The organism is Bartonella sp. ML69XJBT (assembly GCF_028618515.1).
GTDB lineage: Bacteria > Pseudomonadota > Alphaproteobacteria > Rhizobiales > Rhizobiaceae > Bartonella.
Map to the genome: position 1 here is coordinate 81,045 of NZ_JAQITB010000002.1, position 16,917 is coordinate 97,961.

Below are 16,917 nucleotides of genomic sequence, written 5' to 3' on the forward strand. Positions count from 1 at the left end.
TTTTTTATACATGGCAATGGTAAAAGAAGAAGGGATTTTAGGAAGCCATTAAGAGTTCTATACCGGATTCGTTCATAAGTTTAAGCATTGTATTGAGAGAACCATTTACATCAATGCCAGCGCAGGCATTTAATGAAACGCTGACTTTAAAGCCACATTGTATGGCGTGAAGTGCAGAAAGTCCTACACAAAAATCTGTTGCCAAACCACACATAGCAAGTTTTGTGAAGCCGTGTTCTTTGAGATAAACTTGTAAGCCTGTTGGTGTTTTCTGGTCATTTTCAAAAAAGGCGGAATAGCTATCAATTTTTGGGTTATAGCCTTTTCGAAGGATAAGTTGCGCCTTTTCAACTTTAAGAGATGTATGAAAGTCTGCTCCTTTGGTTCCTTGTACACAATGATCGGGCCAAAGTATTTGAGAGCCATAGTCAAGATCAACGGTATCATAGGGCTTTTTATCAGGGTAGGAAGATGCAAAACTACAATGGTTTTGAGGATGCCAGTCTTGGGTTAAAATGACATGATCAAAGTGGTCTATGAGATTATTGACAGCCGGTATAATGATATCGCCTTGTGGTACTGCAAGTGCTCCACCTGGTAGAAAGTCGTTTTGAACATCAATGACGATTAAGGCTTTTTTTTTCATAGACATATTCCTGTGGGAGATTTACTTTATGTGGTACTTTTAAAAAGTTATATTTTATTTTGAAGTTTTGAGATAATTTGGCGGATATTGGTATTACCTTTATAATTATCAAGCCAAAAAAGAGGGATGGATAAGTTTTTACAGTTCGCTTTATAGTTTTTTACGAACTGTAACCATCTTCCAATGGGGAGTGCACTATAGTCACTTCTTGCTACATGTTGGTGCAAAGCTTTCATGACCATAAGGCTTGGGACGTCAGATCCCATAAGACGGCGATCGTTTTGTAAACGCAGCTTAAGTCCCATCAAAGAAAGAGGTGAAGTCCATTGTTTTCCGTAACACAAAATTAATGAAAAAAGAGCGGGCTTTTTTACTGCATAGTGTAAAGCCCATAAGGCAAAAAAAGAAGGGGCATAGAGAATGAGCTTTTTATGGGGCACCATATTACATTGGTAAGACGGCTTAATACGATAAAAACACAATGTTGTATCGGGTATAGAAAAAAGAGGTGATGTTTGATAGCATGTTTCAGGTACAGCTAAAAACAGCTGTTCTCTATTTTTTGATGAGATGTTTTTTTGCATGCAGAACCGTAGTAGGGCTTGTGAGATGAGAAAAAATGTATCAATATAGAGTGAGAGGCTTTTGATACAAGGAAAGCACTCTTTACTGCGTAGTTGAAAAAAGTGAAAGCACTTTTTTCAAGGTTCTGATTTTTAATACCGAAAATATCAAAGAGAAATTTATGGCACGTCAATTTATCTATCACATGGCTGGGCTTAATAAGGCTTATGGCAATAAAAAAATTTTAGAAAATATTCATTTGTCTTTTTATCCAGATGCAAAGATTGGTATTTTAGGACCCAATGGTGCAGGTAAATCAACAATTTTACGTATTATGGCTGGGCTCGATAAGGAATATACGGGGGAAGCATGGCTTGCTGAAGGGGCACGTTGTGGCTATTTGCCGCAAGAACCTATTCTTGATACGAGCAAGGATGTGCGTGGCAATGTGATGGAAGGTGTTGCAGATAAGCAGGCAATTGTTGAGCGTTATAATGAATTGATGATGAATTATAGTGAAGAAACGGCTGATGAGAGCGCTCAGCTGCAAGATATTATTGATAGTCAAAATCTTTGGGATTTAGAAAGTCAAGTAGAAATGGCTATGGCTGCTCTTGGTTGTCCGCCTGCCAATGAGAGTGTGATAAAGCTGTCAGGAGGTGAGAAACGGCGCGTTGCTCTATGTAAATTGCTTTTGTCAAAACCTGATTTATTGCTTTTGGATGAGCCGACAAACCATTTGGATGCAGAAACGACAGCTTGGCTTGAAAGACATCTGCGTGAATATCCTGGCGCGGTACTTTTGGTAACCCATGATCGTTATTTTCTCGACAATGTCACAGGTTGGATTTTAGAAGTAGATCGCGGTAAAGGTATTCCTTATGAGGGGAATTATTCTGCTTATTTGGCGGCAAAAGCCAAACGTTTGGCTCAGGAAGGTCGTGAAGAGGCTGCGCGTCAGCGTGCATTGTCACGTGAGCAAGAGTGGATAGCTTCTAGTCCAAAAGGGCGCCAAGCAAAATCAAAGGCTCGGATTAAAGCCTATGATGAATTGGTGCAGGCAGCACGGGAGCGCCGTCCTGGAGAGGCACAAATTATTATTCCTATTGGAGAGAGATTGGGGCAGGTTGTCATTGAAGTTGATCATCTTTCTAAAGCATATGGTGAGCGTGTGTTAATTGATGACCTCTCTTTTAAGCTTCCTGCTGGAGGGATTGTTGGAGTCATTGGGGCTAATGGGATGGGAAAATCTACTCTGTTTAAAATGCTGACGGGCCAAGAACAGCCAGATTCAGGTCAAATACGTATTGGGGAAACAGCTCACATGAGTTATGTTGATCAGAGTCGTGATGCATTGGCAGGTGATAAAACTGTTTGGGAAGAAATTTCTGGTGGAAATGATATTATTAAATTAGGCAAATATGAAATGAATAGTCGCGCTTATTGCGGTGCGTTTAATTTTAAGGGAGCAGATCAACAGCAAAAGGTGGCAAATTTATCAGGGGGGCAGCGTAATCGCGTTCATTTGGCTAAGCTTTTAAAAGAGGGAGGCAATGTTCTTCTCCTTGATGAACCAACAAATGATCTTGACACTGAAACATTAGCTGCATTGGAAGATGCATTGGAAAATTTTGCTGGTTGTGCGGTTATCATATCGCATGATCGTATGTTTCTTGATCGATTGGCAACGCATATTTTGGCTTTTGAAGGTGAAGGCCATGTGGAATGGTTCGAAGGTAATTTTGCCGAATATGAGGCTGATAAGATTCGCCGTTTTGGTGCAGAGTCCCTCAATGTTAAGCGTGTTAATTATAAGCCTCTTACGCGCTAAAATTTTTTATCTTGTTTAAGCTTGATTTGAGAAAATGATGGTGGTTGCTGGTATTTTCTTTGCGTTTAAAACAGTATACCATAGGGTAAATTTTGTTTTTCACTTCTGAGATAACAAAGAAAGCTTAGAATTCTTATTATATTCTTTACAGAATATTTTATTATGTTTGAGATACTGATAATACATAATAATACATATAAATCTCTCTTATTCGTTACATTATCGTGGAGGATTATAAGTTTTTACAAAGAGTTTTGTGATTGCTCTATAAGGTGTGTCACTATTATCTTGAGGAAATAGCGCTGGGAGGAACTGTTCATTTTTCATATTATTATAACAACAATCCACACAGTCTTATGCAACCTTATGCCTTCTGCTTGATTTTCTATTCGTTAGAATAAATGTTTATCTGAGTTAAGGAATATTGATGAACAAGACAGTAAGTTTAGATGCAATGATTGAGTTGCTGAAAACGATGGCAGAAGTAAGTCGTTTGCGTATTTTAGCGCTGTTGTGTCAAGAAGATTTAACAATTTCTGATCTTACTTTTATCTTGGCACAGCCGCAATCGCATGTCTTACGGCATCTCCATTTATTACGTAAGGCGTGGTTGGTGACATGCTATCAGAAGGGGGGAGAGAATTATTTTAAGTTTTGTTATAATTGTTTAAGCAAAGACATTGTGATGGCTGTTATTTCAGCATTGCCAAAGCATGACGTAATGTTAGTGCGTGATTTAGAACGTTTAGTGGAGGTAAGAAAACAGCGCCAAAGAGTGGGGAAAGAGCATTTTTTACGAAAAAAAGCAGAGTGGAAGGCTTTACGGTTATCCTATATTGCCGATCAGGTTGTGGAAAGTGCTTTACTTGAAATTATTGGCGATGAACCGTTTGAGACTATGCTCACTCTTGGTATGGAGACAGATGCTGTCTCAAAATTATTTTCAGATCTTTATAGGCATAGTGTTGAAGTGGAGCTTGAAAGCAATGTTTTGCATCTTTCTGTTGGGGAGAAAATTTTTGATGTGGTCTTTCTTCATTGGGTTCTTCATTTTCTTGACAACCCTGAGATGGCTCTTCATGAGGTGGCGCGTGTTTTGCGCCCTCATGGGCGTTTGTTGATTGTAGATTTTGTTGGGCAAAAAGTTGCTTCTTCACATGTTTGCCACGCCCATATATACCGTGGATTTTCAGATGCACAAATAGAACAATGGCTTGAAAATGCTGGACTTATTCTAGAACAAACGCTTTGTCTTGCTCCTATGCAAAATGAAAATAATAAGGGGTTTATGCCTACAATTTGGCTTGCCCGTGATCCACGTTTACTCATAGATGATATCAAAGATAAAAAAGTAGATTTTGCATAAATCATCTTTGGTTAACGTGCTTTATTCTCTGTTTTTTAATTAAAAGCAGGAAAGGTGAGGCTTTGGTGAGTTTTTAAAGGGGTATTGTTTTTTGCACGCGATTTACTGGTGTTTTAAGAGGTAGTATGGGGGATAACTCAAGATATTCTTACAGAGATGGCTTTTTCTGGAAGCATTTAATGTGTGTTGATACAGTACGTGATTGATAATATATTGAATTTATGAGTGATCATTCATTGTTTTATAATTTGAATGAAAATTGTGAATATAGGGATATTTTCTCGTTTCAAGCCTTTTGATACATAGGTCAAAGAAAGCTTATTGAGTTCCCATAAGCGGGCAATGTATGAGTGCGACTGTTAAAGAAAGAGGTAAGATATGCTTTTTGAAGTGTTATTTTAATGCAAGAGCTAATTCAATGTTGAGGGATGGTAAGTGTAATAATATTTCTGCTTTGTCGCTTCATTCACTGGACAGATGCAGGTCTTAATGGGTCTCGTCTTGTATTTTTCATAAACAGGGCTAGAAAATGGACTTAAAAGCGAAGTGAAATCTCTCTCTTTAAGCAAGTAGGTGAGTGAGCAGTATAATCAGGTAAGGTTTTGTGAGAGGTCTGATTTTATACAAAACGTGAACAGCAAAAAATTATTGGCTCATCCTCTTTATAAAGAACAGAATACAGCAATTTTCAACTATAGAGTGACTATTGCATCATGTTGCAAGAGAGTAACTACAAAGTAGTATGTGGAGAAAAAACATCTCTATGAATCATAGTCTTTTATGATAATGCGTTGGATTTTTTTTGATTGTAAAATAACTTTTAATCACTCTAGGTAGCAATAGTGAGTGATTCGGTGTAAATGATGTTGGGGGGCATTTTTTGTACCATTTTTAAAGGGCTAAAAGGCTTGTATTTTGAGTTTTGGTAAAGACTGTTCAGCGAGTATTTGTTGCTTTTATAGGTTTTGTCTGTGCCATAGGTAAAATGCAGAAAAATCTGCTTACACTTTAAAGTTTTTTATAATCACAGAAATTTCTAAAAAAATATTGAAAATTATAATGATTGTAGATTCTTATTTCATTCTTCTTGAAATAAAATTGCTTCAAATTGGATCATTTTAAATATTTTTTGCCTAAATTTTTCCATTTTTAAACGATTTATAATTTTTTTTATGTTTTTTTGCATAGAAGGTGATAAGAATTTCTTGTTGTTTAAAACATTTTATTCCATAGCAAGAATATTGCATTGATCACTTAGTGGTTGATGTGAGAAGACGATCGGGGAACCTCCTCCCCCCCCCCGCGTGGATCCCCTAGATTGTCTTGCCTGGCTGAGGAAATCCTCAGCCAGGCTTTAAGGGAGTGGTATTGATTTTTGGGGGATGCAATAGCAGTATGTAGTGTTTGAGAGGGAGAAATTGCAAATTGTGTGGCTGAGGTACTATTCTTTTTATCGATGATGGAGATTGTTTTTCTTGAAAGCCACTAGATATGATGGGGTTGTTTTTGCTTTGTGTGTTATGATCTTTAGGTAAGAGTAATGAGGTCTTGCGGAAATCGTATCATTTTTATTTTTTTTGTGTTTTCCGTTTTTGGTGCCAGCCTTTTTGTTTCTCGGAGTGTTACGGCTTATCGGTTTTTGTCCGATCGCTCTTTTTCTTCTCCCCAAGTTAATATTACAGAGGAAGTGCTTCTAGAAAAATTTGCAGTATCTTTTCCCGATGTTATTATGCAACTCTCTAAGTTGAAGCCGGAGCAGCAAAAGAAATTAATTGAGAAAATGCGCCATGACATAATTGCTCTTGCTTCTGCAAGTGGTCAAAACAGTGAGCAGGCTCAGAAATTAGGTAGGATTGTTGCTGTTATTCTATCAAAAGCGATTTCTCATCCTTCCATTGTGGATACTTATTTTTAGCTATGTCTTTCACGAGTTGTATATTTGCAGTTAATTTTATAAAGTTTTCTCACATTTTTTGCGTTTTTTGAAAAGCAGCCAGAAGGATTGCACTGTTTGGTATGTTTCCTAAAGAGAGGGATAGGTGTTATAAATTTTTATGTAGAGGGTATTCGGATTCCTGTTTTTTTATAGATAAAAAACAGAGAAAATGATTACGAAGCTTTATTATAGGCTTAAAAGTGTTTTTTAGTGTGTATCCAAGTAAATCCCATTGGAATGACCGATTTTGCTCCCTGGCTTTTCTAGCAGAAGTTTTCTGCTGTGGGTGTTTAGCTGTGTATGGAGCAAGTGGGTAACGGTTTCTCTTTCTCATTAAATATTCTGAAATATCAAAAGTGTTCGGTGAAAGACTTTTGTTCTGTGTCGCTTTTTGTAATGAGCGATTGATTTTAATGAAAGCTTTTAGAAATTCTGTATAAGAATGAACAGCGGTATTTTAAATGCTGTTTTTTTACTACAAGTAAGCCGTATGATAGATGTATGAAAAATGGGTAATCTCTATCGTATTTTTATTAGGTTTAAATCTCTTATAGAGTTTCTTTTTGTTTTTATATTTTATGAAATAAAGAAGTATATATTATTTTTTAAGAGATTTTCTTTTGTTATAAAAAATATCTTGAAATTGTCTTAATATTTTCATTTTCAAGCCGCTCTTTAGCTTTTTTTTTCTGTAAAGTACATCGGTAAAGTCATTACGGCTAGGATTTAAGAATGTCTTAATAAAGAGAGAGAAAATGCAATTTTTGAAAGTCTTTTTAAATGCAGCATTTGCTGTATTTTTTGTATTCGATATCAGTTTTGCTCATACTGTCTTCAATGTTGCAGGATCAAGTGAAAACTCAGTGAATAGTGCTCCTAAGATTTCTGTGCGTCCTTATGAGTCCCTTATTCAGAAATTTGCAAATAAGCATAATGTTCCTGTTAATTTGGCTCATGCTGTTGTAAGAGTTGAAAGTAATTATAAGGCACGTACAAAGGGGGCCGCTGGTGAAATAGGCTTAATGCAAATTAAACCTTCTACGGCGCGAGGGTTGGGTTTTAATGGTTCTGTACAAGATCTTTACGATCCTGCGACTAATCTTGAATATGGGATGCGTTATTTGGCACGGGCATATAAACTCAGTGGTGGAAATACCTGTGGTACGATTCTTAAATATAATGCAGGTCATGGTGCAAAGAAAATGAATGCTATTTCAGCAAAATATTGCTCAAAAGTAAAAACTTATTTGGCTTCATTGAAATAAAAATGATCTTGAAAGTGATGCATTTGCTCTAAAAATTCTTGGAGATACTATTTTCACGTCATGAAAAATGTTTTATAAGTGCCATGTCAGTCGGCTGGGCAGCCGCGCTTGTCCAATACTTAAAGGGGACAGGTGAGGAAAGTCCGGGCTCCACGGAAAAACGGTGCCGGGTAACACCCGGCGGGGGCGACCCTAGGGAAAGTGCCACAGAAAGTAAACCGCCTATTTTTATAGGTAAGGGTGAAAGGGTGGGGTAAGAGCCCACCGCGCATTCAGTAATGAATGTGGCAAGGTAAACCCCACCGGGAGCAAGACCAAATAGAAATGACGCGCAAGACTTAACTTGCAGCTGGTTTCCAAGCGAGTCATTCGGGTAGGTTGCACGAGGCGGATGGTAACATCCGTCCCAGATGAATGGTTGCCATATAGAGTGTAAGCTTTATGATACAGAACCCGGCTTATAGGCCGACTGATCTTTTTTGACTGAATGTGTTTTATCTCATTGATTATTGTAAAAAATGGGCGTTGTACGCAGACTTATTCTATGCAATCAATGGGTGCTTTTAGAGTGTATACTTTAAAAAAGCCTTTTAAAAAATCATAACATTTCTTTAAGTATAATGCGTTAGGATATGTGCTGGACTAACTTTGGCTTTATGTTCTTTCATTGTGAAAGGTGAAGTTTTGGTTATTCTAATATCAGTTTCCATGTGAGAGCTGTTTATTGTAAATAAGCATAAATCAAGACGGATTATTTTGACAAAACAAGGTCACAGAGCTGAACGCCATATTCCAGTGTTGTTACAGCCAGTTTTAGCTGGGCTTGCGCCATTGGTTGGGGCAAGAGTGATTGATGGCACCTTTGGTGCTGGTGGTTATACGCGTGCTTTGTTAAATGCAGGCGCACAGGTTATTGCTCTTGATCGTGATCCTTATGCTATTGTTGCGGGACAATCACTTGTTGATGAATTTTTTCCACGACTTCATTTAGTGCAGATGGAGTTTTCAAAGTTGGAGAGCGTCGTTGAAGAGAAGGTGGATGCTGTTATTTTGGATATTGGTGTTTCTTCAATGCAGCTTGATGAAGCTGAGAGAGGTTTTTCTTTTCAAAAAGATGGTCCATTAGATATGCGAATGGCTCAGACGGGTTTTACTGCTAGTGATGTTGTCAATCGTTTAAAAAGTAATGAATTAGCGCGTATTTTTAAAATATTAGGAGAAGAACGTTATGCGGGGCGAATTGCACGAATGATTGAAAAACGTCGCTCTATCCAGCCTTTTTTGCGTACTGGTGACCTTGCTCATGCCATTGAAGCGTTGGTGGGGTACAAAAATGGAGAGCGCATTCATCCTGCAACACGTGTATTTCAAGCTCTTCGCATTTATGTGAACGATGAAATTGGTGAACTCGCGCGTGGTTTATTTGCTGCTGAACGCGTTTTGAAACCAGGAGGTCGTTTGGGTGTTGTGAGTTTTCATTCTCTTGAAGATCGTATGGTCAAAAGATTTTTTTCTGCTCGTTCAGGAGAGAAGGGGAGATCACGCTATCTTCCTGAAATAGAGACGGTTCCAGCAACATTTTTTCCTTTGTTTAAAGGTGTGATCACTGCAAATAAAGAAGAGCTTCAAAAAAATCCTCGTTCACGTTCTGCAAAGTTGCGTATTGGTGTACGCACACAGGCGGAGAGTTTTGCAGCAGATATGAAATTATTTGGTTTCGCAGAAATTGCCAGTTTTGAGGGTGGCAAGAAATGACAGTTTTTCGCACATTTGATATGATTTTAGTGATCATTATGATTTGTATGGCAGGTCTTACTTATAAGGTAAAATATGATGTCCAAAGGCGAATGAGCGAAATCCGCCATCTTGAACATGAAATTGCTGCAGCGAAAAATACGGTGAGTTTATTACATGCTGAGTGGGCTGTGATGATAGAGCCTTCACGTCTGCAAAAACTTGCAAAACGTTATCAAAAAGAGCTTGGTTTGGAGATCATACAGCCTCGCCAAATCGTAGAGTTTAAAGATATTCCAGTGCGTGTACATGATCCCATTGAAGAAGTGATTAAACAAAATATTTTGGAGGAAAGGCGAGATATTTTGGCGAATAATCGTACTTCTCAGATGAATAGTGTTGTACAAAAAGGCGTGCGGTGATGAAATTATCCTTTCCATTCTCGCAAAAGAAAAGGCGCTTAAATAATAACCAGTTCACTCTTGATGGTTTTCCTGTTTATCGCTCGTATTCTGGTCGTCCACGCTTGCTTTTTTCTTTGTTCTGCTTTCTGGCTTTGTATAGTATTATAGGAGCTTGTCTTATTTCTTATGGGCTTGAAGGTGGGCAGATTGAAGAAGCAAAAGGGCCAACGGCTGTTCAGCCCACTGCTCGACCTGATATTGTGGATCGTAATAACCGTTTATTGGCAACGGATATTAAGACTTATTCGCTTTTTGCTGAACCGCGACGTATTATTGATGTGGATGAAACCATTGAATTGCTCTCAACAGTTTTGCCCAATCTCAATTGGCAGGAGACTTATAAACGTCTCAAAAAAAAGTCCAGCTTTTCTTGGATTCAGCGTGGATTAACGCCAATGCAAAAGACAAGGATTATGGCTCTTGGTATTCCAGGGATTGGTTTTCGTACGGAAATTCGTCGTTTTTATCCAAGTGGATCTATGGTTTCGCATATTCTCGGCATGGTGAATGTTGATAATCAGGGCATAGCTGGTATGGAAAAATATATTGATGATGCTGGCTTGAGTGCTTTGCGTGCTGCTGGTCTTGCAACAGAAGAATCATTAAACCCAGTTCAGCTTTCAATTGATGTGCGACTTCAGGCCATTGTGCATGATGAACTTGTTAAGGCCATGAAGCGTTATAAAGCGATTGCTGCAGGAGCTGTTATTTTAAATATCCACACAGGAGAAGTTTTGGCTTTGGCATCACTTCCAGATTTTGACCCTGGAAATCCTGCTGATGCTCTGAAAAGTGATCGTTTTAATAGAATGACAGCTGGGACTTTTGAAATGGGATCTATTATTAAAAGTTTTACAACCGCAATGGCACTTGATTCAGGACTTTTTCATTTGAATAGTGTTATTGATGCTTCAAACCCTATTCAGGCAAGTAAAAATTACTTCATTCGTGATTTCCATGGAAAAAATCGTCCCTTAACAGTTTGGGAAGTTTTTATTTATTCTTCCAATATTGGTTCTGCTAAGGAGGCTTTGGCGGTAGGAATTGACGGACATCGTGATTTTTTAAAACGACTTGGTTTACTTGATCGATTGACAATAGAATTGCCTGAGGTCGCCCATCCTGTCGTGCCACATCATTGGAAGGATATCCATTCTATGACGATTTCTTTTGGGCATGGTATGGCAACAACGCCTTTGCAAACAGCTGTAGGTGCTGCTGCTCTTATGAATGATGGTTGGTGGATTGATCCTACTTTTTTAAAACGCACAAAAGAACAAGCTTTGCAACATGCGAAAAAAGTTTTACAGGCCAAAACGAGTCAAAATATGCGTTATCTTTATAAATTAAATAGCAATATAGGTTCTGGACGTAATGCAAAAGTAGAAGGTTATCGTGTTGGTGGTAAAACAGGAACAGCTGAAAAAGTTGAAAATGGAAAATATTCTAAAACAAAAAATTTTAATAGTTTCCTTTCTGCCTTTCCTATAGAAAATCCTTCTTATGTTGTTTTAACTATTATCGATGAGCCTCAACCTGAAGAGGGGCAGCGTTCAGCAACAGCAGCAATGAATGCAGGGCCAATGCTTGCTAATATCATCCGCCGTTCAGCGAGTTTTTTGGGAATAAAACCAGATTTCGAAAAAGAATACGAGCCTCTTTTGAGCACAAAGAACAATTCGAAATTTGTTAAGCAACGACAGAATTAAGATAAAGGTACGTTATCATGTTGTTTGGAACAGTTTTTGCAGAATGTTTTGAAGATGAAAAGCTTTCTTCAATGGAAATAACAGGAATAACTGCAGATTCTCGGCAAGTTTTGCCAGGTTATGTTTTTGTAGCTATTCAAGGAAATCAAGCTGATGGCAAACATTATATTAATGATGCACTAAAACGTGGTGCACGAGCAATTGTGACAGATTCTCATGTTGTCTTTAAGGATTTATCTGTTCCCCTTTTACGTGTTGGTAATGTTCGTCATAGTTTAGCAATAGCAGCGGCACGTTTTTATGGTTCTCAACCTGAAACGGTCGTTGCCGTGACAGGGACAAGTGGTAAAACATCTGTTGTCTCTTTCATTCGGCAGATTTGGACTCACGTTGGATTATGTGCGGCAAGTATAGGAACGGTAGGTGTCATTTCTCCTCATCGGAATGATTACGGTTCTCTTACAACACCTGATCCAGTTATTTTACAACGTCTTCTTTCTGAAATTGCTCATGAGGGTGTTACTCATGCTGCCCTTGAAGCATCTTCGCATGGAATTGATCAAAATCGACTTGATGGGGTCCATTTAACTGCTGGCGCCTTTACCAATTTAGGGCGTGATCATATGGATTATCACGCATGTGTAGAGGATTACTTATGTGCTAAAATGAGGCTGTTTGATACGCTTTTGCCTGAAGATGCTCCTGCTCTGATTTTTGCCGATGATATTTATTCGCAAAAGGTTATTGATACCGTCAAGAAAGCACGCCGTCGTGTTTTAACAGTTGGGCGTAAAGGGCAATTTATCACTATTAATCGTGTTGAGCATCAACGTTCAAAACAGTGTATTGAGTGTCGTGTGGAAAACGATATCTATACATTTGATTTGCCTTTAGCGGGAGATTTTCAGGTGACCAATGCGCTTATGGCGGCGGGACTCGCAATTGCAACAGGTGTTTCTCCAGATAAGGTGTTTCGTTCTTTGGAAAGTTTGCAAGGAGCACCTGGGCGGTTAGAGTTGGTTGGAAAGACAGAGAATAATGCTCCTGTTTATATCGATTATGCGCATAAACCAGAAGCTTTAGAACAGGTATTGCTTTCTGTTCGTCCCTTTACGCAAGGACGTTTGATCCTTGTTTTTGGTTGCGGTGGTGATCGTGATCAAGGAAAAAGACCCTTGATGGGAAAAATCGCAGAAAATAAAGCTGATATTGTCATTGTAACGGATGATAATCCTCGCACGGAAATACCAAAAAAAATTCGTCAAGATATTTTACAAGCAGCGCCCAAAGCCATCGAAATAGCAGATCGTGGTGAGGCTATTGCTTATGCAATTGGGCTATTAAAAGCAGGGGATACATTAATCATTGCTGGAAAAGGTCATGAGAATGGTCAAATTATAGGGCAAAAAACATATCCTTTTTCAGATCGCTTGAAAGTGATTGAGGCTTTACAGGAACGGATTAAATGACAGCTTTATGGAATAAACAAGCACTTGTTTCTGCAATCGGTGGTTTTGTCGTGGGGCATTTGCCAGAAACTTTTTCTGGAGTTTCTATCGATACTCGTTCTTTAGAAGAAGGCGAGATTTTTTTCTGTATTAAGGGGCATCATCTTGATGGCCATGATTTTGCCCTGCAAGCTTATGAGCGAGGTGCTGGTGTTCTTATTGTTGCGGAAAATCGTTTAGCGGATATGGAAAAAATATCTGCTCCACTCATTGTTGTTCCTGATGTTTTACAAGCCTTAGAAAAGCTTGGAAAAGCTGCGCGTAAGCGTTCAAAGGCTAAAATTATTGCGGTAACAGGATCTGTGGGGAAAACAACAACAAAAGAAGCTCTCAAACAAGTGTTGACAGCTGTTGGGAGGGTTCACGCTAATCCTGCTTCTTTGAATAATCACTGGGGCGTGCCGCTTACCTTGGCACGAATGCCTGAGGAGAGTGATTATGGTATCTTTGAAATTGGTATGAATCATAAGGGTGAAATTCGCCCTTTGGTTAAGTTGGTTCATCCACATATTGTTCTCATTACACATATTTCTGCGGCGCATATGGGTTTCTTTAAAAACCTTGAGGAAATTGCTGATGCAAAAGCTGAAATTTTTGAAGGACTGGATAAGGAGGGGATTGCTGTTTTAAATGCAGATAGTGATTTTTTTTCTTATTTAGTCCAAAAAGCAAAGCAATGTGGTGTGAAAAAAATCTTAAGCTTTGGTGAGACTCAAAACGCTGATTATCAGGCTCGAGATATACGTCTTCTCACAGAGAATTCCTCTGTGACTGTCCGTATTTTGGGGCAAGAGAGAGAAATTCAAATCGGAGCTCCTGGACGACATATTGTACAAAATAGTTTAGCGGTTATTGCTGTTTGTGATGCTCTTGGTGTTGATTTGGAATCCATTTTACTTTCTTTAAGTGGTTTTTCTCTTCAGAAGGGGCGTGGTGTTCGTTATCGATTGGCTTTACCAAATGGGGGCGAATTTTCTTTAATTGATGAAAGCTATAATGCAAATCCTGCATCTATGTGTGCGGCTCTTGATTTGCTTGCTATAGGGCCGGTAGGGAGCTGTGGTCGGCGAATTGCTATTTTGGGTGATATGCTGGAGTTGGGTGCTTATAGTGAAAAACTCCATCGTGATTTAGTAAAGCCAGTCTCTCTTTCTGGTGCTAATCCCGTTTTTTTATTTGGTGAGGCAATGAAGTTTTTGTCCTCTGATCTGTCTGCCTCTGTGAAGGTTCACTATGCTGAAAATGCTGAAAAAATTTTACCGCTTATTTTTGCAGAAGTTTCCCATGGAGATCTGCTTATGATCAAGTCATCCAATAGTCTTTATTCATCAGATATTGTGAGGGCATTGCTTGATCGCTATAAGGTTGTTTCTTTCTCGTTGAAATAGGTTTTTTTATATCATGATGCTGTTTTTATCTTTGCTTAGTGATTGGCTTCCAGGAGTCAATGTTTTTCGTTATATTACTTTTCGCACTATAGCAGCTATGCTTACATCTGGGCTTATTGTGTTTTTGTTTGGTCCTAGCATTATTGCCTCTCTTAAATTGCGGCAGGGAAAAGGGCAACCTATTCGCGCTGATGGACCTCAAACGCATTTTAAAAAGGCGGGAACACCTACTATGGGTGGGCTGATGATTTTAACGGGCATTGTGGTATCTGCGCTTTTGTGGTGTAATTTATCAAATATTTATTTTTGGGTATCGCTGTTTGTTATGCTTTGTTTTGGAGTGATCGGCTTTTATGATGATTATCTTAAGGTTACAAAACAAACACATAAAGGGTTTTCTGGTAAAGCACGGTTAAGTTTGGAGTTTCTTGTTGCGGCAATGGCTGCTTTTATATTCTTACAAGTTGGCTCGCCGGGATTAGCTTTGCCCTTTTTGAAAGAATATTTCATCAATTTGGGTTGGTTTTTTATTCCTTTTTCTGCTGTCGTTGTTGTTGCAACGGGAAATGCGGTTAACTTGACTGATGGTCTTGATGGACTTGCTATTGTTCCTGTCATGGTTACTGCTTTGTCTTTTGCTCTGATTGCTTACCTTTCTGGTAATATTAATTTTGCTGATTATTTACAAATTCATTATGTCTCAGGAACAGGTGAATTGGCTGTTTTATTGGGCGCTGTTGTTGGTGCAGGTCTTGGCTTTTTATGGTTTAATGCACCACCTGCGGCTATTTTTATGGGGGATACTGGCTCGTTGGCTCTTGGTGGACTATTGGGTAGTGTTGCTGTCGCCACCAAGCATGAAATTGTTTTGGCGCTTATTGGGGGACTTTTTGTTCTAGAAGGTTTTTCAGTTGTTATTCAGGTTGGTTATTTTAAATTAACCAAAAAGCGTGTGTTTCTCATGGCTCCGATACACCATCATTTTGAGAAAAAAGGATGGACGGAAAGCCAAGTAGTGATACGTTTTTGGATTATTTCGATCGTGCTTGCATTGATTGGTCTTTCAACACTTAAATTGCGGTAAAGCTTTGATTTCTGTTACATGTTATAAGGGAAAAAAAGTTGCCCTGTTTGGATTAGGGCAATCAGGATTAGCAGCTGCACAAGCGTTGATGCGTGGTGGTGCGCAAGTGGTTGCTTGGGATGATAATCTTTCCAGCATACAAGAGGCTTTTCAGAAAGATATTCCAACAAGAGATCTTCGTCATGAAGATTGGTCAGAGTTTGTTGCATTGATTTTGGCTCCCGGTGTTCCTTTAACTTATCCTAAACCTCATTGGGTTGTTGAAAAAGCGCGTCAAGCAAATATAGAAATTATTGGCGATATTGAATTATTTGTGCGTGCACGTTATCGTTTTTTACAGCATTATGGTTTTTGTGATAGGGATGTTCCGTTTATTGCTATTACCGGCACAAATGGGAAGTCGACAACGACAGCTTTACTTACGCATTTATTAGAACAAATGGGTTATGATGTGCAGATGGGCGGAAATATTGGAACAGCAATATTGATGCTTAAGCCATTTGTAAAAAAACGTATTTACGTGATTGAATGTTCATCGTTTCAAATTGATCTTACTCCTTCTCTTCGACCAACTATTGGGATTTTATTGAATTTAACACCTGATCATATCGATCGCCATGGTAGTTTTGCGCATTATGTGGAAGCCAAAAGACATCTCGTTGCTAGAGCATCTCGTGCTTTTATTTCAGTAGATGATGCATCTTGTCAGGCTTTGTATAAACAATTGCTTGATGAAGGTCATCACGTTGAAGCAGTTTCCAAGGAACATTTGCTAGAAAATGGTTTTTATGCGGATGGAACTAAGCTCTTTTCTGTTTGTCAAGGACAGTCTCAGATGTTGGCAGATCTCGCATCTATGACGGCATTGCGCGGTCGTCATAATGCGCAAAATGCTCTTATGGCATTAGCGACATTACAGGCTTTAAAAATAACTGATCCACATATGAATCAGTATTTAGCAAGTTATCAAGGGTTGCCTCATCGTATGCAGCAGGTGCGTCAAATGGGATCAGTTCTCTTTATCAATGATAGCAAGGCAACTAATGCCGATGCAGCTTCTCCCGCACTTTCTGCTTTTCATGATATTTTTTGGATTGTTGGGGGGCTGCCAAAAGAAGGTGGAATTGATTCTCTTAGAGGATTTTTTCATAAAATTCACAAAGCTTATTTAATTGGGAGTGCAGCAGAAGAATTTGCCGGTGTTATTGGATGTTCTTTTCCTGTTTCAATGAGCTTAACTTTGGAACATGCGGTGCGTGAAGCTGCTGCTGATGCAAGGCTCTTTAAGGCGAAAGAGGTTGTGGTCCTCTTTTCACCGGCTTGTGCAAGTTATGATCAATTTAAAAATTATGAAGAGCGTGGGGAAGAATTTATTTCTTTTGTTATGCAGTTAAAAGAAACATGAATTTTAAAAAAGCCTTT

Annotated in this window: 13 protein-coding genes and 1 other RNA gene; 12 read left to right on the forward strand and 2 right to left on the reverse strand. The window is 38.7% G+C overall.

Annotated features, from left to right (window positions below; all coding sequences use genetic code 11):
* Positions 1 to 37 precede the first annotated feature (37 nt).
* Together pncA and PVV68_RS01105 are read right to left on the reverse strand one after the other, a co-directional pair.
* Positions 38 to 646, reverse strand: a complete 609-nt coding sequence (pncA, locus tag PVV68_RS01100; RefSeq protein ID WP_273719851.1) for a bifunctional nicotinamidase/pyrazinamidase — start codon at positions 644 to 646, stop codon at positions 38 to 40.
* Positions 647 to 693: 47 nt separating this feature from the next.
* The gene (locus tag PVV68_RS01105) at positions 694 to 1,230 is read right to left on the reverse strand and encodes a hypothetical protein (protein ID WP_273719852.1); all 537 of its coding nucleotides are present in this window, start codon (positions 1,228 to 1,230) and stop codon (positions 694 to 696) included.
* A gap of 161 nt (positions 1,231 to 1,391) precedes the next feature.
* Here PVV68_RS01105 and ettA point away from each other — a divergent pair, with 161 nt between their 5' ends.
* The 12 genes from ettA (at position 1,392) to murD (ending at position 16,900) form a co-directional block, all read left to right on the forward strand.
* Positions 1,392 to 3,041, forward strand: a complete 1,650-nt coding sequence (gene ettA, locus PVV68_RS01110) for an energy-dependent translational throttle protein EttA (protein WP_273719853.1) — start codon at positions 1,392 to 1,394, stop codon at positions 3,039 to 3,041.
* Positions 3,042 to 3,468: 427 nt separating this feature from the next.
* The gene (locus PVV68_RS01115; protein ID WP_273719855.1) at positions 3,469 to 4,407 is read left to right on the forward strand and encodes a methyltransferase domain-containing protein; all 939 of its coding nucleotides are present in this window, start codon (positions 3,469 to 3,471) and stop codon (positions 4,405 to 4,407) included.
* 1,540 nt (positions 4,408 to 5,947) lie between these two features.
* The gene (locus PVV68_RS01120; protein ID WP_273719856.1) at positions 5,948 to 6,322 is read left to right on the forward strand and encodes a hypothetical protein; all 375 of its coding nucleotides are present in this window, start codon (positions 5,948 to 5,950) and stop codon (positions 6,320 to 6,322) included.
* A gap of 776 nt (positions 6,323 to 7,098) precedes the next feature.
* A complete protein-coding gene (locus tag PVV68_RS01125; protein ID WP_273719857.1) occupies positions 7,099 to 7,608 on the forward strand; it encodes a lytic transglycosylase domain-containing protein in 510 nt (169 codons plus the stop codon).
* An 86-nt stretch (positions 7,609 to 7,694) separates the two neighbouring features.
* An RNA gene (rnpB, locus tag PVV68_RS01130) (RNase P RNA component class A) lies at positions 7,695 to 8,085 on the forward strand.
* 279 nt (positions 8,086 to 8,364) lie between these two features.
* Positions 8,365 to 9,363, forward strand: a complete 999-nt coding sequence (gene rsmH / locus PVV68_RS01135; protein WP_273782582.1) for a 16S rRNA (cytosine(1402)-N(4))-methyltransferase RsmH — start codon at positions 8,365 to 8,367, stop codon at positions 9,361 to 9,363.
* Entirely contained in the window at positions 9,360 to 9,764 is a 405-nt protein-coding gene (locus tag PVV68_RS01140) for a hypothetical protein (RefSeq protein ID WP_273782583.1), read from the forward strand. The genes rsmH and PVV68_RS01140 overlap by 4 nt, the downstream gene beginning before the upstream one ends.
* A complete protein-coding gene (locus PVV68_RS01145) occupies positions 9,764 to 11,515 on the forward strand; it encodes a penicillin-binding protein 2 (protein ID WP_273782584.1) in 1,752 nt (583 codons plus the stop codon). The genes PVV68_RS01140 and PVV68_RS01145 overlap by 1 nt, the downstream gene beginning before the upstream one ends.
* 17 nt (positions 11,516 to 11,532) lie before the next feature.
* Positions 11,533 to 12,984: a UDP-N-acetylmuramoyl-L-alanyl-D-glutamate--2,6-diaminopimelate ligase gene (locus tag PVV68_RS01150; protein ID WP_273719863.1), complete on the forward strand. Its 1,452-nt coding sequence runs from the start codon at positions 11,533 to 11,535 to the stop codon at positions 12,982 to 12,984.
* Complete coding sequence (locus PVV68_RS01155; protein WP_273782586.1) at positions 12,981 to 14,411, forward strand: UDP-N-acetylmuramoylalanyl-D-glutamyl-2,6-diaminopimelate--D-alanyl-D-alanine ligase; 1,431 nt, start codon at positions 12,981 to 12,983, stop codon at positions 14,409 to 14,411. The genes PVV68_RS01150 and PVV68_RS01155 overlap by 4 nt, the downstream gene beginning before the upstream one ends.
* Positions 14,412 to 14,424: 13 nt before the next feature.
* Positions 14,425 to 15,495, forward strand: a complete 1,071-nt coding sequence (mraY, locus tag PVV68_RS01160) for a phospho-N-acetylmuramoyl-pentapeptide-transferase (RefSeq protein ID WP_273719867.1) — start codon at positions 14,425 to 14,427, stop codon at positions 15,493 to 15,495.
* A 4-nt stretch (positions 15,496 to 15,499) separates the two neighbouring features.
* Positions 15,500 to 16,900, forward strand: a complete 1,401-nt coding sequence (murD, locus tag PVV68_RS01165) for a UDP-N-acetylmuramoyl-L-alanine--D-glutamate ligase (RefSeq protein WP_273719869.1) — start codon at positions 15,500 to 15,502, stop codon at positions 16,898 to 16,900.
* The last annotated feature ends 17 nt before the right edge of the window (positions 16,901 to 16,917 follow it).